Below are 20,063 nucleotides of genomic sequence, written 5' to 3'. Positions count from 1 at the left end.
ATAATCAATTGGTTTCATAAATTTAATTTAGAATTAATCTAAGGCAACTACTGCTGCTGCAATAGAAGCTAGTCTTGCTTGAGCTTCATCAGATCTGCTTGTAATTACAACTGGAACTTTACCACCAACTACAACTCCAGCAGCACAAGCGCCCATAAAATAAATCATCATTTTAACTAAACCATTTCCAGTTTCTACACTTGGAACTAACAAAACATCAGCTTCTCCAGCTACTACATTTTTAATCCCTTTTATAGCAGCTGATTTTTTTGAAATACTATTATCAAATGCTAACGGTCCAAAAACATCAGCTTCTAAATTTTCTTCTTTTGCAAGTTTTGTTAATTCAGCAGCATCTAAAGAACTTGGAACACTATCCAAAACTTCTTCTGTAGCTGATAAAACAGCAACTTTTGGCCTAGATATTCCTATTCTATTAGAAAAATTAATTACATTTTTGAGAATATGCATTTTTGTTTTAACATTGGGCAAAACATTTAAAGCACCGTCTGTAATGATTAAAGGTTTGCCATCTTTTTCAACAGTCATGTGCCAGATATGACTTAATCGGGTTTTTCCTAACAAATTATATTCACGTTTTAAAACTTCTTTCATTAATACATCTGTGTGAATATGACCTTTAACAATTATCTTTACTTTTTCTTCGCTAGCAAGTTTTGCTGCAATTTTTGCTGTAGCATTTTCTACAGGTTCATCAATAATTTCATACTGAGAAATATCCCATTTTAAATCCTCTGCACATTTTAGAATTTCTTTTTTGTCTCCTATAAAAATAGGTTCAATTAAATTTTCATTTACTGCATCTTGAACAGAAAGCATGGGTAAAGGTTTACCAGCATTAACAACAGCAACTTTTACACCTTTTTTTTTATGTGCTTCATCTAACAAGTTGTTGGGACAAATAATTTCTTTATTTGAAAGCATAAACAATGATTATAATTAAATTTTATAATGTATATAGTAGATTTTATTATTTTAGATATTAAATTTATTAAATGATTAAAGAATTCAACATTAATTTTACTAAAAAAGAAATATCTTTGATTTATCAAAAAGTAAAAGACTATCCGTGGGATTCTGTAGCTAATTTAGAAAATTGGGATCACGGAACCAATAAAGGTTATTTAAAAGAATTGTGTAACTATTGGGTTAAAGATTTTGATTGGGGCAAACACGAATTAGAACTTAATAAATTTTCCAACTTTACTACGAATGTAGATGGAGAAGAAATTCATTTTATTAAAGAAAAAGGAAGTAGCTCAAATTCTGCGCCATTATTGTTAATGCATGGATGGCCAGGATCTGTTGTTGAATTTTTAGATATTATTGAAAAACTTGCTCATCCTGAAAAGTTTGGAGGAGATAAAAAAAACTCTTTTGACGTAATCGTTCCTTCATTACCTGGCTTTGGTTTTTCAAGCAAACCTTCAAAACCACTTGGTCCAAGAAAAATGGCAGGAATATTTAACAAACTCATGACGGAAAATCTTGAATATAAAAATTACATAGCCCAAGGAGGTGATTGGGGAGCAACTATTGCAAACTGGATTGGTTATGATCATTCAAATTTTTGTAAAGCAATTCATATAAATTGTCTTACTATGCGTCACCCAGATGGTCCTCAGTCTGTTGAAGAAAAAGATTGGCAAATAAGATTTGATAAAGATCAAATTATGCAAGATGGATATAGGACACAACAAGCAACAAAGCCCCAAACTTTAAGTTACGGAATGATGGATAGTCCAGTCGGAGTAGCTGCATGGATAATTGAAAAAATGCATGCTTGGTCTGATTTAAAAGATAACAAAATTGAAAGTGTTTATTCAAAAGATAAATTATTAGCAAATATCATGGTTTATATTTTAACCAAAACCTTTGATACAGCAACTTGGATCTATTATGGAAGAAGAGAAGAGGGTGGAAGATTTTTTCCAAAAAATTTTAAAAAAATAGAAATTCCAACAGCTGCAGCAATATTTCCTGCTGAAATGTCTGAATGGCCACCAAGATCTTATGTTGAGAGAATATTTAATATCAAACAATGGACTGAAATGTCAGCTGGTGGTCACTTTGCAGCTTTAGAAAAACCAGATCTACTTGTTAATGACATAAGAAAATTCTTAAGAAGTTTAAGATATGATCCTTATGATGAGAGGGGTGGGCAATCTAATCTTTAAGAACTCGAATATCTTTTTCATTAAGACTTAAAAATACTTTTTCACCAACTTCAAATACATCATTTGTGTCATTAGCAATGACGTATAATTTACCCATCTCAGAGTTTAAAATATATTGGTAGCTACTACCAACAAAAGAAGCATTATTTACCGTTGCGTGAATACAATTCTTGTTATCAACTCTATCAATTTTAATTTTCTCAGGTCTTAAGGCCACAGAAACAGTTTTATTAAAATCATTATCGCTTTCTATTTTTACTTTTATCTCTGCTAATTTTAATTCATAAATATTTGATTGTTTATTTATTATTTCAGCTTTAACTACATTTGCATCACCAATAAAATTAGCTACAAATTTATTTTTTGGAAAGTTATAAAGATCTTTTGGACTTCCTTCTTGAGCAATTACAGCTTTATTCATAACTATAACTTTATCTGATATTGCTAAAGCTTCTTCCTGATCATGTGTTACATAAATTGTTGTTACTCCAAGTTTTTGTTGAATTTCTCTTATATCTTCACGAACTTGTCGTCTTAGTTTTGCATCTAAATTTGAAAGAGGTTCATCAAATAATAATACTTTAGGTTTTAGTACAATTGCTCTTGCAACTGCTACTCTTTGTTGTTGTCCTCCAGACAACTCAGAAGGCATTCTTTTTTCGTATCCCTCCAGGTTTACTAGTTTTAAAGTTTCTAAAGCTTTTTCAGTATATTCCTCTTTATTTACATTGATCATTTTTAACCCATAAGAAACATTTTCTATAACACTCATGTGTGGGAATAAGGCATAAGATTGAAATACCATTGAAACATCTCTGTCAGTTGCTGGCAGCAGGGTAACATCTTCATTATCAACTAATATTTTTCCTTCTGTTGCTCTTTCTAATCCAGCAATTATTCTTAATGATGTAGTTTTTCCACATCCTGATGGACCAAGCAATGTTGTTAAAGTTCCAGCTTCAAAACTACAGCTGACATTATCTACAGCCACAGTTTCATTAAATTTTTTTGTAATATTTTCAAATTTTACTTCAGCTTTTTTCATTATCCTAAGTTTCCTTGTAAAATTCCTGCAGATTGATCTCTTCTCCCTAATTTTCGTTGGCCTATTATTAATTGCATAAGTAAAATTGTAAACAACATAACAACTATTAATGCTGATGAATATACTATCGCTAGACCATAGTCATTATTTTCTAATCTTCCTAAGATGTATGAAACGGCTAAGTCATAATTTGCACTTACAAGAAAGATAACAGCGCTAATAGCGGTCATTGCTCTTACAAAGCTAAACACTAAAGATGCAGTAATTGCAGGTTTAAGTAATGGAAGAATTATATTTCTGAATGTTTGAGAGCTAGATGCATTTAAAGTTGATGAAGCTTCATCTAAATGAGGATCAAGTTGATTCATTGCAGCTATTCCAGCCCTTACTCCAACCGGCATATTCCTGAATACAAAAGCAATTACTAGAATTATTCCTGTTCCAGTCAATTCGAGAGGCGGAACATTAAAAGCAAAAACATAGCTTACACCAATAACACTCCCAGGGATTGCAAAACTTAACATTGTCCCAAATTCAAAAGCATTTTTACCTTTAAATTTATGCCTTGTGAGAAGATAGGCTGTTAAAATTCCTATTGCAGCTGTTGGTAAGGCAGAAATTATTGCTATGGTAAATGTTGTATTAAAAGAATTCCAAGCAGTACCAGTCCACAATAATCCTCTATCTTTAACCCAGTCAATGCTAAATGCTTCAATATAATGTTTTAAGGTGAAACTATGATCAACGCCCCACATTTCAACAAAACCTCCAAACATAATCATCACATAGATAATAAATGTCATGAACGCCCAAGGAAGTACGGTTGAATAAATTACCCATTTAGTTTTTTGAGGAAGTTCGGGATGCACGCCGCTATCACCTTTGCCAGAAATTGAAATATAAGATTTTTTACCCAACCACTGATTTTGAAGATAAAATATTACAAGAACAACAGATAATAAAATCATTGCTAAAATTGCTGCTTTTGTTTCGTCATATTGCGCACCAACAATTGCAAAAAATATTTCTGTAGATAAAACATCATACTCCGCTCCAAGTACTAATGGATTACCAAAATCTGCTAAGCTTTCAATAAAACCAATTAAAAATGCATTTGCAATCCCAGGTCTCATTAATGGTAAAGTAACAGTTTTAAAAACTTGCCATTTAGAAGCTCTTAATGTTTGGGATGCCTCTTCCATTGATGGGCTAACACTTTCTACAACTCCGATTAAAATTAAAAATGCAATAGGAGTGAAGGCTAGTGTTTGTGCAAACCATATTCCTGGTAAACCATAAATCCATCTAGAAGGTTCAATATCAAATCCCCATTCTAGAAAAGTACTTACTACACCAGTTCTTCCAAATAAAATAATTATTGCTAAACCAATTACAAAAGGGGGAGTGATTATTGGTAATACAGATAATATTCTTATTGTTTTTTTAAACCTAAAACTAGTTCTTGCTATTAAAAGAGCAAAAGCTAATCCTAAAATGGTTGATGAAAATGCAGTAAGAGTTCCCATAGTAACTGTGTTCCAAAAAACTCCACAAGCATAATCACTATAAGTACAATCTAAACCCCAAATACCTTTATTAAATATTTTATCTGAGAAATTACTAATTTCATAACCTCCCTCTGTTCCTTTAAAAGCAACTGTAAACATCCTAAAAATTGGGAAGAATACAAAAGTAGAAACTAAAATAATGATACTTCCAATGCTACCAACAATAAAATTATCGCCATTTAGCCATCCACGTGAGGAAAGACCATGAGTAATATAGAATATAAATGTACAGCAAGTTAAAACTGCACCCAATCCAACTCCAAACTGATTTTCTACATCCCCAAAAATTGATTGAAAAATTTCAAAATTCCATCCTCTAATACCAATTGAAAACCCTTGTAGAAAAAAATAAAAAAAACCAATTAATCCTGAATATAAAAAAATCTTTGAGTAAAGAGGGTTATTTTGGTTTAATTTGATTGTGGTTAAAGGAAAAAATAAAGGAATAGTTAAAGGTAAAAGCCAATATTTTTTATTTATAAATACTTGAGGTAATACTGAGCCATAATCTTCTAAAGAATATTCCTTAATCCAGTTAATAGAGAAAAACCCGTCACCTGTTACATACCAAGGAAAGATCAGGAAACCCAATCCTCCTATGAGTATCCAGCAGATAACGAGTCCTCTCATTAATTCCTAATATTATCTAGGAATTACAGATACATCGTTATCCCATTTGGATAACAGGCCCGCTCTAGTACTTTTATCTCCATAAACTTTAAAGTTATAATCAATTAAGTTTATAGTTGATAAATCTGGAGCATCAGGATCAGCTTGTGCTTTAGTATTAGACGGCACCTGCAAAGATTTTCCTGAAGTGAAAACCATAGTTTGAATTGGGGGACTTAAAGCCCAGTCATAAAACTTTTTAGCTTCCTTCATATTTCTTGCACCTGCAATAATACTCATAGATCCAACTTCATAACCAGTTCCTTCTTCAGGAGAAACAGTTACTACAGGTAAACCTTTTTTAGTTTGTTTAACACCATCATGTTGGAAACAAATACCTATCAAGTTTTCACCTCTACCAGTTGCTTTAATTGGAGCAGAACCAGATTTAGTATATGTGTTCACATTCAAATGAAGTGCCTTCATGTAATCCCAACCTTTATCTTCTCCAAAAATTTGAATAATTGTAGCTAAAGTTGTGTAAGCAGTTCCAGATGAATTTGGATTAGCTATTTGGATTTCACCTTTATAAATAGGTTTAGTTAAATCCATCCATGATTTAGGAGCTGGTAAACCTTTTTTTGCTAAAAGTTCTTTGTTATATCCAAAACCTAATGCACCAACATAAATACCAACAGATTTATAGTTTGCATTTACAGCTTGGTTTTGAGCTGCCGGTAATAAATCATTAAAATGTTTTGATTTATATTCTGCAGTTAGATTTTCTTGAGCAGCTGTTAGGTGTGGATCACCTGTTCCACCAAACCAAACATCTCCTTTAGGATTTGAAGATTTTGCTTTAATCTTAGCAAAAGTTTCACCACTACTTGCTCTTGTCATTGCAACTTTAGTACCTGTTTCTTTTTCATAAGCCTGTTCCAGCATTTCACAAACATCTATTTCAACACTGCAATATAAAGTAAGTTTTGCAGCTGAAGCTTTGTTTGTTAGACCGAACAAAGTAAATAAAAGAACCAAAGCAATTGAAGCTAGTTTCATTATATTTTTCATTATTTCCTCTCTCTAGTTAATATTTTTAAAACTTAGTATGAATTAATAAGGTTTGTCACTATTTATTTCAAAGTTATGACAGATTTTCAATTTGTGGTTTAATTAAATTTGCTAATAAAAGTAACTTCTATATAAAAACTATTAATGGAAATCGTAACTAAGATTGCACCAATTTGTTTAGCATTAATTATGTTAGGACTAGGTCTTGGTCTTTCAGTTAAAGATTTTACAAGAGTATTAAAAACTCCAAAGGATTTTTTTGTTGGTTTTTTTTCTCAATTAGTAATTTTACCAATAGTTGCTTTAAGTATCGCTATAATATTAGATCTTTCAGCTCCAATAGCAGTTGGTTTAATGATTATTGCTGCAGCACCAGGAGGAGTTACTTCAAATGTATTAACTAAATTTGCAAATGGAGATGTAGCATTATCAATTTCTTTAACTGCAGTTGTAAGTTTAATTAGCATTATATCAGTTCCATTTGTTGTCATTAACTCAGCTGAATTTTTAGGAGTAGTTGTTTCAAAAAATATTTCAATGACAGGCATTGCATTAAAGATGGCATTAGTTGTAACAGTACCAGTTATTATTGGAATAATTATTAGAGGTTTTGCTGAAAACTTTATTTCATCTAAAATTAATATTATTAATAAATTAACTGGCTGGTTATTTATAATTGTTTTTGCTGCAATTTGGATTGAAGAAAAAGACAATATTCTTAATTATCTTGCTCAAGCAGGTTTAGCTGTTTTAATTTTAAATGTTACGATGATGTTGATAGCATATTTTATAGCTAAAAAATTTGTATCAGGAATAGCTCAACAAAAATGTATTGCATTAGAGTGCGGTTTACAAAATGGAACTTTAGCAGTGTTTGTTGCAACATTAATGTTTGATGATATTGCTTATATGGTACCAACAGCAGCTTATGCACTTACTATGTATATAACTGGTTTTATCTTTATTTATATTTTAAAGAAATCTAATTAGTATTTGTAATCTTAATCTGGTTAAAAATTCTATACAAAAAGTTACTTAAATTTTTCATATTTTTATTTTGCAAAGTAGTAAACTTTTTTAACGCTAAACCTTTTATGTTCAATGTAATAAGTTTTTTTTCATTAATATGCAAAAAACCCTCTTCAATTAATTTTTTTATTTTTCTAACGACTGTAGGTCTAGGAATACCTGTTATATCTGATAATGACATGGCATTAACTCCCACATCATCAGCTCCTTGAGCAATCAATGTCCAATTTTTTCTATTTAAATCTTTTACTTTAAAACTTTTATTATCTACTGTATTTAAAAGAACTACAATCCCAATAGCTAAGGTTTCTAAGTCAGCTACATTATCTCTCCAACGATTGGTAAAAATAAATAAAAGTTTATAGAATTGATACCAGCAAAAAGAAAAATTAGTTTTAATTGACTTTGAAATTTCATTAGTATCAAAAATATTATTGGTTATCTTTTCGTCTACTAATATTTCATTAAACTTACTAATTAAGATACTTAATTCTTTTAAAGTTTGTTCTGCTTTTGCAGTTGTAAAGGCAGATCTATCTACAAAAATCTTTTTTCCAGTTTTTTTAATTACTCCTGATTTCTCTAATTCTTGAAGTTTACGTCTTACGCTTTCTTTAGGTATATGAAGATCACTTGAGATATCACTTATATTTATTTTTGGAATTTCTATTGATTTATCTTTATAAAATGTATCGTAATCAATCACTAATCCATTTTTTCTATAAAATATTAAATCTTTATTAATGAAGTAGATTAAAATTATGAATTTATCGATGTCTTGAAAAACATTGTATGAACGAATAAGCCAACTAGAAATTAATTCAAACCAATAGGGTGCTATTTTACTAAAATTTTTATTAATAATTTTATAGATTTTATCTTCATCAATTTGATTGGATATACTGGGTAATTGCTTCATATATTTTTAAAAAACCCAATTTGAACGATACAAATAAAGGAGTCAACCCATTTTGGACAACGGTAGTATATCCAAATTTATCAATGCATGATTAATTGTCATCAATGAGTACAGAAAGCTTAAATAGAACATCTGATGTTGCTAAAGACCCTTCTCTCGTAATTAACACTAGAGTTAACGTAGATGTTCTTAAGCAAAGAATAATAGATCAGAAAAAAAAGGAAAAATTTAAAAGAACAATTATTTTTTCTACAGTGTGTGTGTCTTTAGGTGCTCTAACTCTTCTTACAAATTAATTTTGCCCAATTTGAACTGTCAATCTATTTAATTACAAATTTATCAGTGATTAACTCTTGTTATGAGCAAAGTGTTAGATGAAGCTTCTGAAAATAATAATGAATTAAATGAAGTTGAAAATCAAAAAAATCTATGTGTTCATGAGCTTAAAAAAAAACTTAGAGTAAAACAAAAAAGACAATTTATTAAAAATACAATTATTTTATTTTTTATAATTACTTTCTTTGGAACAATATCCCTATTAGTTTATCAAAGTCTCTAGATCTTTTTTAATAATATCTGGGATTGAGATTTCTTTTTTAAGATTTTGTTTGTATCGATTAAATTTATTTTGCCCAGGATACATTATTTCTTTTATGCCTTTAATCTTAGGTAGTTTTTTAATTGTTTTAATATTATCTTTAATTCTTTGATTATAATTTTTTTGAAATAAATTTGCTTTAAAAGTAATAAACAAGTGCCCAATATTTTGTGGACCAGAGAAATCATCAAAAGGATCTTTAACTCGTCCTGCATGATTACCTCCTGTTAAAACTCCACTTAAAATATCTACCATCCAAGCAAGACCTGAACCTCTAAATCCTGCTATTGGAAGTTGAACACCTGCTAAAGCTTTTTTTGCATCAGTTGTTGGGTTACCTGATTTATCTAGCGCAACTCCTTCTGGAATTTTTTGATTGTTTCTAGCGGCTACTCTAATTTTACCTCTATTTATAACTGAGATTGATGTGTCTAATATAAAAGGAATTTTAGAACCAGTAGGAGTTCCAAAACAAACAGGGTTTGTTCCAAATAAAGATTTTAAAGCACCATGGGGAGCGACAGCAGGGGGAGCATTTGTATATATCATCGCTATTAAATTTTTCTTAACAGCTTGTTCCGCGTAGTAACCAGATAATCCATAATGACCACTATTCTTTACAGCCACCATTCCAATACCAGTTTTTTGAGCATGTTTAATTGCTGTCTTAATTCCAAGATCTGCTGCAACAAAACCAATACTATTGTTTGCATCTATATGTGAAACAGACTGAGAAATTTTCTTTATCTTAATTTTAGGTTTTGGATTTATTACTTTTTTTGAAATACGATCGCAGTACATTTTAAGTCTTGATAAACCATGACCATAAGCTCCAACTAATTCTGCATTAATTAGTGCATTAGCCGAAATTAAAGCATGATCTTTACTGAGACCATATTTTTGAAAGATTTTTATGATTTCTTTTTTAAGAATTGGGGTTTTCACTATTACCCTTTACCACGCCATGGAATATATTTATCTATAAGTTTTCTTAAAGTTACATCAAATAACAAACCTAACATTCCCATGACAAAAATAGTGATCCAAATAACTTCGTATTGGAAGTATTTTTTAGCAACGTTTTCAACAAAACCAATACCAGTAGTACCTGCTAAAAACTCAGCTGCAACTAAGGTTCCCCAACACATACCAATTGCAACTCTAACTCCAGTTAATATTTCTGGTAATGAATTTGGAAATATTACATATCTAAGTATTTGCCATTTAGAAGCACCTAATGAGTGTGAAGCATGAATTTTTGATAATTGAGTTCCAGATGCCCCAGCTCTAGCTGATATAATCATGATAGAGAAAGAAACCATGAAAAGTAAAAATACTTTTCCAACGTTATCAATACCTAAAACAGAAATAATTAGTGGAGCCCATGCAAGTGGTGGAACCGGTCTATATAATTCAATTAATGGATCAAAGAAACCTTTGGCAAATCTATTTAGACCCATAAATAATCCAAGAGGCACCCCTAGGATAATTCCTATTACCAAACCTAGCAATACTCTTAAAAAAGAATCCCATATGTGACCCATAGGAATAGGTATTTTAAATAAACTAAATTCACCAGTTACAACACTTAAAACTTTACTTTTAAAGTTAGGTTTAACGACACCAAATTCATTATGCACAGGGTATTTACCAGGCATAATGTCTGCAATCCAATCAGGTAAAATAAAACCAACTATTTTACTAACGTCCATCATCTCAAACCAAAGTAGTGGAATATTTTTGAATCCAACACTAGGTTTTGATAAAAGAATAAACTTATCTAAAGTATCAGAGGGTTTTGGAAGCCATCGACCTGAGCCTTGTTCTGAACAATTTGGACCACTTGATACAATTGTACCTGCCGGAAACAAAATAACATCAACCAATCTTAAAGAGCCTTGTTCATTTTTTTGAACTTCATCAAATGTAAGAATTGATTTTTGTAATTTATTTAAAGTTGTTGGTGGAAAAATACTTGCGTACTCAATTCGTCTAGCAATTTTAAGTATATCTTTAGCTAATGTTGAGGCCACTTCCTCACTATCGCTTGCTGCTTTTCTAAATGCTTTAACATCATCTTTAATTTCCTTCATAACAGATTTGTATTGGAAGTTATGATTTCTTAATTTAAAGAATGCGTCGCTAATGACTTTTAGTTCTTGAGCAGCCGCATCAAATTTTAAACCTTTATCTGTTTTTGGGATAGTGGGAACTTCAACTTTATTCTCAACAGCTGTTCCTGATGCTCCCCAGCCACCTTCAGCCTGAGCCTCTATTAATCTTTTATTTCTTTGTTCTGTTGTTTCATAAGGGTAATCCTTTTTTTGAAACTCTAAAGATAATTGATCAATTTTAATTGCAAGTTCATTAATTTTAGCTTTGGTTTGACCATCTAATAAATTTTCATTAGTTAGTAATGGTATGGTTGACTTGGTCTTATCAATTAATCCTATTAAAACTGATCTGTGTTGTTCGTTAATTTCTTTCGAATTTTGAATTTCATTTTTTAACTTAACTATATTTTTATTCTCTGCTTTAATGATAGACGTACTTTTGAATTCTCTTTCATCAATTGGAAATAAATATTTAAGCGATAAAAGAGAGTCGTTTACTTTACCAACCTGACATAATTCATTAGCTGACTGAGGATAAAATGATTTTGCTATATCCCATGAATAATAGAGCCATGTTAATAAAATAACACTACTTCCAACAATAATCCAATGAGTGCCACCTTTGGCTCTTTCTGGATTTCCAAAAACAGCATCTACCTTTTCAGTTCTAATAAGTTTTCGGCCATACATAATACAGCCAATAATTGCTACAATAATTACAAAGGTGATAATTTGAGTAAACATTCTACGTATCCTTACCCATTATTTCTTCTTCCATGTTCCATATCATGGTTAAGATTTCTTCTCTTTTACTTGTAAAATCCTTAAGATTTTTAATATCTCTTAAATCTTCTTTTAACCCCATAGAAGCAAATGGAAGATTGTACTCTTTATGTATACGTCCAGGTCTTGGTGCCATTACATAAAGTCTTTCACCTAATAATAATGCCTCTTCAACTGAGTGAGTGATTAATATAATTGTTTTTCCTGTTTCTTTCCAAATTTTTAAAACTAAAGACTGCATTTTTTCTCTAGTAAGTGCATCTAGTGCTCCAAGAGGTTCATCCATTAAAATTAAATCTGGATCATTGATCAAGCATCTTGCAAGAGCAACCCTTTGCTGCATACCACCAGATAACTGATAGGTAGGGGTGTTACCAAATCCTTGAAGACCAACAATTTCTAACCACTCTTCAACTTTTTTTGCTGTTTCAATTGGATTTACTTTTTTCATTCTTAATCCAAAATTTACGTTTTCAGCAACAGTTAACCATTCAAATAAAGCGCCTTGTTGAAATACCATTCCTCTTTCAACACCAGGTCCATTAATTTCATTATCACCTAATGTAATTTGACCTGAGGTAGGTCTTAAAAATCCAGCTGTAATATTTAGTAAAGTTGTTTTCCCACATCCAGAGGGACCAAGAACTGTTAAAAGTTCTCCTTTTTTTAAAGTAAAATTTACATCCTTTAGTGCGTGAACTGTTTCTCCTTTAGGAGTTTTAAAAATCATGTTTAGATTTTGAGAAACCAAATCACTCATAAGAATACTTTATATTAGATTATTTTAAAAAAATAGGCACCAACTATTTCTAATTGGCGCCTATTTAAATTTATTTTACGCTCTAAGATTAAAGAGGTAAAAAGCTTGTATCAACTGCTCCGTCTGGAGTGCTCATTCCTTTTAAGAAACCAGCAAGATTTCCAGAAGTCATAGACTTTTCAGTTTCAGCAGGTGAAAGAAATTTAAATCCACCGATTGTTTCTTTCATATCACCAAGTTTCATTTCAGCATCTTTTGCTATAACACCCATATCTGATTTACCAGATGCGTATCTAGCGTTTGCTTCGTGAGTTACTTCGATGAAAGTTCTTAACATTCCTGGATTTTCTTTCATGAATTTGTCAGTTACAGAAGTAATATCAATACCTAAGATACCAGCATCTCTAGCTTCTTGAACTGTTAAAAGTCTTGATCCAACTGCAGTTGCAGCTTTGATAGAGTTACCACCAAATAGACAAGCCATAACAACGTCACCACTTACTAATGCAGCAGCACCTTCTTCTGGGTCCATTTGAATAACATCCATTTTAGATCTGTCAGCTCCAACAACTTTCATACTTTCGTCAAAAACGTATTCAGCCATTGTTCCTAGTGGAACAGCAACTTTTTTACCTTCTAACTCAGAACCATTTGCTTTTGTAATTCCAGAAGCGTTAGATGTAACACAAGTTGTTCCACCCATTCCGTATTCCATAGCAATGTCTACAAGTTTTAAAGGCGCTTTAGATTTTACAGCATTAATGAAAGGTACTAAACCTTGAGAGTAAGAAATATCAATATCTCCTGCTAACATAGCGTCAGTCATTGCACCACCATTTGAAAAGTTAGTCCATTTAACTGGAACACCTAGAGCTTTTTCATAAATACCTTTTACTTTATCTTCTTGGTTTGGCGTTGGCCATTCTAGAAAGAATGCAACTCTTACTTCTTTAGCAGCTGAGTTTGCAACTGAAATAGAAAGGTTAAGAGCAACGATAGATCCAAGAATAAAACTAATTATTTTTCTCATTTTGTTTATCTCCGTTAGTTAATTTATATATAAATTATTGCTATTTAATTTGATATTGAGAGCGATGTAAAACAAAAAAATAGCACAGTACAATCTTTGGTTGTGTCAAATTATTATATTTATTTCTATTTATTTTTGTCTATAGAGGCCCTAGGTTTAGGATTACAAAAATAAAATTTAATATTAAAGAGAGAAAATTTATGAGCTCAGAAAACAGAACTGCAGTACCAAATTCATTGAATGAACATTGGATGCCTTTTACATCTAATAAAGATTTTAAAGCAAATCCAAGATTGATTACTGAAGCTAAAGGGGTTTATTTAAAAACACATCACGGCAAAACACAAATCGATGCAAGCTCAGGATTATTTTGTAACCCATTAGGTCATGGAAGAAAAGAAATTACAGAAGCTGTTACAAAACAATTGGAAACTTTAGATTATGCTCAACCTTTTCAACAAGGTTTTGGTGGTTCTTTTGAATTAGCATCAAGAATTTCAAAACACACTCCAGGCGACTTAAATAAAATGTTTTTTACAATTTGTGGGTCAACCGCAGTTGAAACAGCTATTAAAATTGCTGTTGCTTACCATAGAGCTAAAGGGAATGCGCAAAGATTTAGATTTGTTGGAAGAGAACGTGGTTACCATGGAATGAACATCGGCTGTGTTTCAGTTGGTGGAATGGTAAATAATGTTAAAACATTTGCAAGTATTTTAATGCCAGGTGTTCAACACATTAGACACACTCATTTACCAGAACATAAATTTGTAAGTGGTCAACCGGAAACAGGTGACTATTTAGCAAATGATTTAGAAACTATTTGTCAAAACTTTGGTGGTGAAAATATCGCTGCTTGTATTGTTGAGCCTATTGCTGGATCAACAGGAACATTAGTACCGCCAAAAGGATATTTACAAAAACTTAGAGAGATTTGTGACAAGCATGGAATACTTTTAATTTTTGATGAAGTAATTACAGGTTGGGGTAGAACAGGCTCCAAGTTTGGTGCACATGAGTTTGGTGTAACACCTGATATTATGACAATGGCAAAAGCTACAACGAATGGAGTGGTGCCTATGGGTGTAGTTGCGTGCAACGATAGTATTTATGATGCTGTAATGGATGCTTCACCAACAGGTGCAGTTGAATTATTTCATGGATACACTTATTCAGGAATCCCAGTTGCAGTCGCTGCAGCTTTAGCTGTTCAAGATATTTTTGAAAAAGATGATATTTTTAACAGAGCTAAAAACTTAGCTCCATATTTCCAAAAAGGTTTATTTTCTCTTCAGGATCTAGAGTCGGTAGATAATATCAGAGGTTATGGAATGATGGGTGGAATTGACATGAAATTAAATACTAAACCAGGTAAAGCTGGTTTTGAATGTTTTAAAGCTTGTTATGAAGCAGGAGTAAACTTTAAAGCAACAGGTGACTGTTTAATTATTGCTCCACAATTTATTTGTGAAGAAAAACATATTGATGAAATTATTGATAAACTGAGAACAGGTATCACTAACTATCAAAAAAACCAAAAAAACTAATTAAATTTATACATATAATTAAAGAAAGTAGCGTTATGAAAATAGGTGTACCTAAGGAAATCAAGCCACAAGAGCATAGAATTGGATTAACTCCAGAAAGTGTAAAAACTTTGATATCTGAAGGTCACGAAGTAATAGTAGAAAATAACGGTGGTTTCGAAGCTGGCTTTGAAAATGAACAATACACAAGTGTAGGAGCTAAAATTGCTAACTCAGCTGCTGACATTTTCAATGATGCTGAAATTATAGTTAAAGTTAAAGAGCCGCAAAAAGTCGAAGTAGATATGATTAGAGAAAATCAAATTGTATATACTTATCTTCATCTTGCTGCTGCAAAAGAATTAACTGAAGGTTTAATCAAATCTAAAAGTATAAATATAGCTTATGAAACTGTAACAGATGATAATGGAAGATTGCCATTACTTGCACCAATGAGTGCAGTTGCAGGTAGAATGTCTGTTCAAGCAGGAGCTCATTGTTTGGAGAAGAATCAAAAAGGAAGAGGTCTTCTATTAGGTGGAGCACCAGGAGTTGCTCCTGGCAAAGTTGTTATTTTGGGTGGTGGAGTTGTAGGTGAAAATGCAGCAGTTATTGCAACTGGTATGCAAGCCCAAGTTCATATTGTTGATAAATCTGAAGCAAGATTAAAACAACTCGTTGAAATGTTTGGGGATAAAATAATTCCAGAGCAAAGTGATAAAATTGATTTAAATAAATTAGTTTCAGAAGCTGATCTTTTAGTAGGTGGTGTTTTAATTCCAGGTGCTGAAGCTCCTAAATTAGTTACTAGAGACATGATTAAATTAATGAAACGTGGATCGGTTATTGTAGATGTTGCAATTGATCAAGGTGGATGTGTTGAAACAAGTAAACCAACTACTCACGGAGAGCCTACTTATATTGTTGATGATGTTGTTCATTATTGTGTAGCTAATATGCCAGGAGGAGTTCCAAGAACTTCAACACTAGCACTTAATAATGCAACTCTACCTTTTTTAGTTAAACTTGCTAATAAAGGGTATCAAAAAGCTTTAGGTGAAGATAAAAACTTTTTGGCTGGATTAAATGTTCACAAAGGTCATGTAACATATAAAGCGGTAGCAGATGTTTTTGGACATGATTATGTTGCACCAGATGAGGCTATTAAAATCTAATTAAATGGAAAAAGCTTTACCAAGCAGTACAAAAGTTGTTGTAATTGGTGGAGGTGTTGCTGGATGTTCGGTTGCTTATCATTTAGCAAAATTTGGTTGGAAAGACACAGTTCTTCTTGAAAGAGATCAACTAACATCAGGAACTACTTGGCATGCTGCTGGATTGGTTGGGCAATTAGGTGCAACTGCTACAATTACAAAACTTAGAAAATATTCACTTAATCTTTATAAAGAACTTGAAAAAAAAACTGAACTTTCAACAGGGCTTAAACAAAATGGAGCAATAACTGTTGCAAGTTCAAAAGAAAGACTTCAAGAATTATTAAGACAAGCAACTTCCGCTCAACTTTTTGACGTAAATGTTGAAGTTTTAGATAAACAAAAAGTTAAAGATTTATATCCTGTAATTAATGATCAAGATATTTTGGGTGGTGTTTATATGCCTGAAGATGGTCAGGCAGATCCGGTAGGAGTTACAAATGTGTTGGCTAAGGCTGCAAAAATGGAAGGGGTCAAAATATTTGAAAAATCACCAGTGACTAAAATATTAGTAAAAAACAATAGAATTACTGGTGTTGAAACTAAAGAGGGAAAAATAGATTGTGAGTATGTAGTGCTTGCAACTGGGATGTGGTCTAGACAAATTGGAGAGGATATTGGTGTAAGCGTTCCTTTATATCCTAATGAACATTTTTATATAATAACTGAACCAATGAAAGATCTACCAAAAGATCTACCAGTTCTTAGAGATTATAATGATTGTCTTTATTTAAAAGAAGATGCAGGAAAAATGCTCGTTGGCATTTTTGAGCCAGGCGCAAAGAATGCATTTAAAGAAAAGGGAATAGTCCCTAATGATTTTTCTTTTGGAGAGTTTCCAGATGATTTTGATCATTTTGAACCCTATTTAGAAAAATCTTTTAAAAGATTACCAATGTTAGAAACAGCAGGTGTTAGAAAATTTTTTTCAGGGCCAGAGTCGTTTACACCCGACACTCAATATTTATTAGGGGAAACAGCAGAAGTTAACAATCTTTATACGTGTTGTGGTTTTAATAGTATTGGCATTGCAAGTTCTGGTGGAGCGGGGCGAGTTACAGCAGAATGGATGATTAATGGTTATATGAATGAAGATTTGTATTCATTAGATATTAAAAGATTTCAAAAATTTCATTCTTCTAAAAAATTTATAATGAATAGAGTTACAGAAACTTTGGGAGATTTGTATGATATGCATTGGCCATATAAACAACACAAGACCTCAAGAGATCAAAGATTACTTCCATACCATGAAGAGTTAAAAAAAATGGGAGCATGTTTTGGTCAATCAGGTGAGTATGAAAGACCAATGTGGTATGCGTTAGATGATGCTAAACCAGATTACAAATATAGTTTTAATTATCAAAATTGGTATCCATCAGTTGAGTATGAATGTAAAAATACAATAGAAAATGTAGGATTGTTTGAGCTTTCACCTTTCTCAAAATATGAAATTAAAGGTGAAAAGGCATATGAAGAATTACAAAGATTATGTACTGCAAATATTAAAGATGAAATTGGAAAATGCACTTATACCCATATGCTTAATGAAGGAGCGGGAATTGAAACAGATCTAACGGTTGTTTGCATAGACAAAAATCATTTTAGAATAATAAGTTCTGCAGCTGTTAGAACACATGATAAAGCCCATATTTTAAAACATTTGTTATCCAAAGTTGAATTTAAGGATATTACAGATGACTTAGTTTGCTTAGGTGTATTTGGACCAAAAAGTAGAGAACTATTATCAAAAATTTGTGAAGATGATTTGTCAAATGAAAATTTTAAATTTGGATATGGTAAAAATATTACTATAAAATCGATAAATGTTTGGGCTCAAAGACTATCTTATGTTGGTGAACTTGGTTATGAGCTTTATGTTCCAATCAAAGATGCAAAAGAAATTTATAATCTAATTACAAGTATAGGAAAACAATTCAGATTATCCCATTGTGGTGCTCATGCTATGGATACCATGAGGATGGAGAGTGGTTTTTTACATTGGGGACATGATATTTCACCAGAAGAAAATCAGTATCAAGCAGGGCTTAATTTCGCAATTAGTTACAAAAAACCCTTTGATTTTATTGGTAAAAAAGCTTTAGAAAAAATTAAATCAAATAAAATAGACAGAAGATTTACAATGTTTATTTTAAAAGAAAATAAACCTGGTTTTCCACTGTTGCATCATGAAGAGCCAATTTATGTAGATAATAAAATCATTGGAAAAACTACATCAGGAAATTATTCATTTAATTACAATAAAAACATGTCTTTTGGTTATATTAACACTGAGCTTACTAACGATGAATTAAAAGATAAGAAAATATATATTGAAATAGAAAAACAAAAATATTTAGCTGAAGTATTATTTAAACCTTTAAAACAATCAAATTATAAATCAATTTAGATTCAATCCTTATTTAAATTCATGATTATTGGAAGATTATAGCTTAAATTGTGCAAGAAAGCGGATTTTAAATTAGTTTGAATTTATAACTAATTGCTGTTTAAATGGTGTTGTGAAAAAAGACGATCAAGAAATAACTTTGTTAAATTCTGATATTGCATCAAACGATAATTTAAAAAAAAATAACTTTAAAACAACTAACATAAATATTTTACTTAATAGGGTTAGATTAGATAAAAAAAGAGCTTTTAAAAAAAGAATTGTTTTTTCATTTTTTTTAGCTGCTCTAATTAGTTCTTTAACTATTTATTTTATTATTTAGCAAAAATCTGACCTAAAAAGGTTATTGAAACAATAAAGATTTATATTATAAGTCATCTATAAATGACGGCGGGGTAGCTCAGTTGGTTAGAGCGCAGGACTCATAAGCCTGAGGTCAGTGGTTCGATCCCACTTCCCGCTACCAAAAACTAAGCCTTATTTAAGGTTGAACATTTTCAAATATCAATTGCTCCACTCATGCTCCAATGAGGTAAATTAAATGGCAACGTTTAGTGATAGTGGTTCTGGGCTTGTTGTTGATTGGTAATGCTTATGCAGAGAATGAAAATTTCATAAAAAAGTATTTATTAAGTAATTCCTTATATAAACAAAACCCTAAGACAGACTTTTTTTGGAAAACACAAAATAAATTAAATTTTTAAATCAAGAAATTTTCTGACTATATCTTTTCTATCCCATCGTTGAATTAAACGAGCTAAATCAAGAGTAGTACCTGATGCAAAATCAGGAAAAATTTTAGTATAATTTTCACCCATTTGAATTGTTTTGTTGGGATTAATTGTTACAAAATTTTTATTTTGTAATAATAAAACCTTTCTTTTAACTGTTTCTCTAGGCATATTTAAAGAAGATGAAATACTTGTCACAGTTAACTTTGGGTCATTTAAGATCTCTGCATTAGAAGATTTTTCAAATTCAAAAGATAATGACTCTAAGGATAATTTTTTATTTTTATTTATTAAATATACATCATAGCTAACTACTACTTGCAATATTATAAAACTTTCAAAATCTAGGCCTAGTCTTTTATTAATTCGCTGATAAAAATTAATTAAAAAAATTGCCCAATCATAGAAACCTGATGAAAAATTTTCATTTTCTTTTATTTTATTTTTAGAGTTCATAA

Annotated in this window: 18 protein-coding genes and 1 tRNA gene; 9 read left to right on the top strand and 10 right to left on the bottom strand. The window is 31.1% G+C overall.

Annotation, left to right across the window (positions count from 1 at the left end):
• Positions 1-33: 33 nt before the first annotated feature.
• Complete coding sequence (locus tag ACIJYH_RS04130; protein WP_435088835.1) at positions 34-945, bottom strand: bifunctional enoyl-CoA hydratase/phosphate acetyltransferase; 912 nt, start codon at positions 943-945, stop codon at positions 34-36.
• A gap of 71 nt (positions 946-1,016) precedes the next feature.
• Between ACIJYH_RS04130 and ACIJYH_RS04125 the strand changes: the two genes are divergently transcribed.
• Positions 1,017-2,198, top strand: a complete 1,182-nt coding sequence (locus ACIJYH_RS04125; RefSeq protein ID WP_435162409.1) for an epoxide hydrolase family protein — start codon at positions 1,017-1,019, stop codon at positions 2,196-2,198.
• On the opposite strand, the gene ACIJYH_RS04120 is transcribed toward ACIJYH_RS04125, so the two are convergent.
• From ACIJYH_RS04120 to ACIJYH_RS04110, 3 genes are read right to left on the bottom strand one after another with little or no spacing between them, the layout of a single operon-like run.
• Positions 2,188-3,243, bottom strand: a complete 1,056-nt coding sequence (locus tag ACIJYH_RS04120) for an ABC transporter ATP-binding protein (protein ID WP_435162407.1) — start codon at positions 3,241-3,243, stop codon at positions 2,188-2,190. The genes ACIJYH_RS04125 and ACIJYH_RS04120 overlap by 11 nt on opposite strands.
• A complete protein-coding gene (locus ACIJYH_RS04115) occupies positions 3,243-5,441 on the bottom strand; it encodes an ABC transporter permease (protein ID WP_435162405.1) in 2,199 nt (732 codons plus the stop codon). Before ACIJYH_RS04115 ends, ACIJYH_RS04120 begins: the two co-directional genes overlap by 1 nt.
• A 12-nt stretch (positions 5,442-5,453) precedes the next feature.
• Positions 5,454-6,491 carry an ABC transporter substrate-binding protein gene (locus ACIJYH_RS04110; RefSeq protein WP_435162403.1) on the bottom strand — a complete coding sequence of 346 codons (1,038 nt, stop codon included), beginning with the start codon at positions 6,489-6,491 and terminating at the stop codon, positions 5,454-5,456.
• Between the two features lie 144 nt (positions 6,492-6,635).
• Between ACIJYH_RS04110 and ACIJYH_RS04105 the strand changes: the two genes are divergently transcribed.
• Positions 6,636-7,481: a bile acid:sodium symporter family protein gene (locus ACIJYH_RS04105; RefSeq protein WP_435162401.1), complete on the top strand. Its 846-nt coding sequence runs from the start codon at positions 6,636-6,638 to the stop codon at positions 7,479-7,481.
• Here ACIJYH_RS04105 and ACIJYH_RS04100 read toward each other — a convergent pair.
• Positions 7,474-8,439: a MarR family transcriptional regulator gene (locus ACIJYH_RS04100; RefSeq protein WP_435162399.1), complete on the bottom strand. Its 966-nt coding sequence runs from the start codon at positions 8,437-8,439 to the stop codon at positions 7,474-7,476. The genes ACIJYH_RS04105 and ACIJYH_RS04100 overlap by 8 nt on opposite strands.
• Positions 8,440-8,543: 104 nt before the next feature.
• Here ACIJYH_RS04100 and ACIJYH_RS04095 point away from each other — a divergent pair, with 104 nt between their 5' ends.
• Entirely contained in the window at positions 8,544-8,735 is a 192-nt protein-coding gene (locus ACIJYH_RS04095) for a hypothetical protein (RefSeq protein ID WP_435162397.1), read from the top strand.
• Between the two features lie 62 nt (positions 8,736-8,797).
• Positions 8,798-8,998, top strand: coding sequence for a hypothetical protein (locus ACIJYH_RS04090; protein WP_435162395.1), 201 nt, complete (start codon positions 8,798-8,800; stop codon positions 8,996-8,998).
• Here ACIJYH_RS04090 and ACIJYH_RS04085 read toward each other — a convergent pair.
• From ACIJYH_RS04085 to ACIJYH_RS04070, 4 genes are all read right to left on the bottom strand, one after another.
• The gene (locus tag ACIJYH_RS04085) at positions 8,978-9,982 is read right to left on the bottom strand and encodes an Ldh family oxidoreductase (RefSeq protein ID WP_435162393.1); all 1,005 of its coding nucleotides are present in this window, start codon (positions 9,980-9,982) and stop codon (positions 8,978-8,980) included. The genes ACIJYH_RS04090 and ACIJYH_RS04085 overlap by 21 nt on opposite strands.
• Positions 9,983-9,984: 2 nt before the next feature.
• Positions 9,985-11,895, bottom strand: a complete 1,911-nt coding sequence (locus ACIJYH_RS04080; RefSeq protein WP_435162391.1) for an ABC transporter permease — start codon at positions 11,893-11,895, stop codon at positions 9,985-9,987.
• Position 11,896: 1 nt separating this feature from the next.
• Positions 11,897-12,694, bottom strand: a complete 798-nt coding sequence (locus tag ACIJYH_RS04075; protein ID WP_435098031.1) for an ATP-binding cassette domain-containing protein — start codon at positions 12,692-12,694, stop codon at positions 11,897-11,899.
• An 88-nt stretch (positions 12,695-12,782) separates the two neighbouring features.
• Complete coding sequence (locus ACIJYH_RS04070; RefSeq protein WP_435098034.1) at positions 12,783-13,724, bottom strand: ABC transporter substrate-binding protein; 942 nt, start codon at positions 13,722-13,724, stop codon at positions 12,783-12,785.
• Between the two features lie 200 nt (positions 13,725-13,924).
• Here ACIJYH_RS04070 and ACIJYH_RS04065 point away from each other — a divergent pair, with 200 nt between their 5' ends.
• The 5 genes from ACIJYH_RS04065 (at position 13,925) to ACIJYH_RS04045 (ending at position 19,340) form a co-directional block, all read left to right on the top strand.
• Positions 13,925-15,271, top strand: coding sequence for an aspartate aminotransferase family protein (locus tag ACIJYH_RS04065; protein WP_435162389.1), 1,347 nt, complete (start codon positions 13,925-13,927; stop codon positions 15,269-15,271).
• A gap of 35 nt (positions 15,272-15,306) precedes the next feature.
• Complete coding sequence (ald, locus tag ACIJYH_RS04060; protein ID WP_435098037.1) at positions 15,307-16,425, top strand: alanine dehydrogenase; 1,119 nt, start codon at positions 15,307-15,309, stop codon at positions 16,423-16,425.
• A gap of 4 nt (positions 16,426-16,429) precedes the next feature.
• A complete protein-coding gene (locus ACIJYH_RS04055; protein WP_435162387.1) occupies positions 16,430-18,874 on the top strand; it encodes a GcvT family protein in 2,445 nt (814 codons plus the stop codon).
• Positions 18,875-18,986: 112 nt separating this feature from the next.
• On the top strand, positions 18,987-19,196 hold the full coding sequence (locus ACIJYH_RS04050) for a hypothetical protein (protein WP_435162385.1): 210 nt from the start codon (positions 18,987-18,989) through the stop codon (positions 19,194-19,196).
• A gap of 67 nt (positions 19,197-19,263) precedes the next feature.
• A tRNA-Met gene (locus ACIJYH_RS04045) sits at positions 19,264-19,340 on the top strand.
• Between the two features lie 226 nt (positions 19,341-19,566).
• Here the strand turns inward: ACIJYH_RS04045 and ACIJYH_RS04040 are convergent.
• Positions 19,567-20,061, bottom strand: a complete 495-nt coding sequence (locus ACIJYH_RS04040; RefSeq protein ID WP_435162383.1) for a hypothetical protein — start codon at positions 20,059-20,061, stop codon at positions 19,567-19,569.
• Positions 20,062-20,063 lie beyond the last annotated feature (2 nt).

Source organism: Candidatus Pelagibacter bacterium nBUS_25 (assembly GCF_051200975.1).
Taxonomy (GTDB): domain Bacteria; phylum Pseudomonadota; class Alphaproteobacteria; order Pelagibacterales; family Pelagibacteraceae; genus Pelagibacter.
Note: the sequence above shows the minus strand (reverse complement) of the source record. Positions and strands in the feature narration are given on the sequence as shown.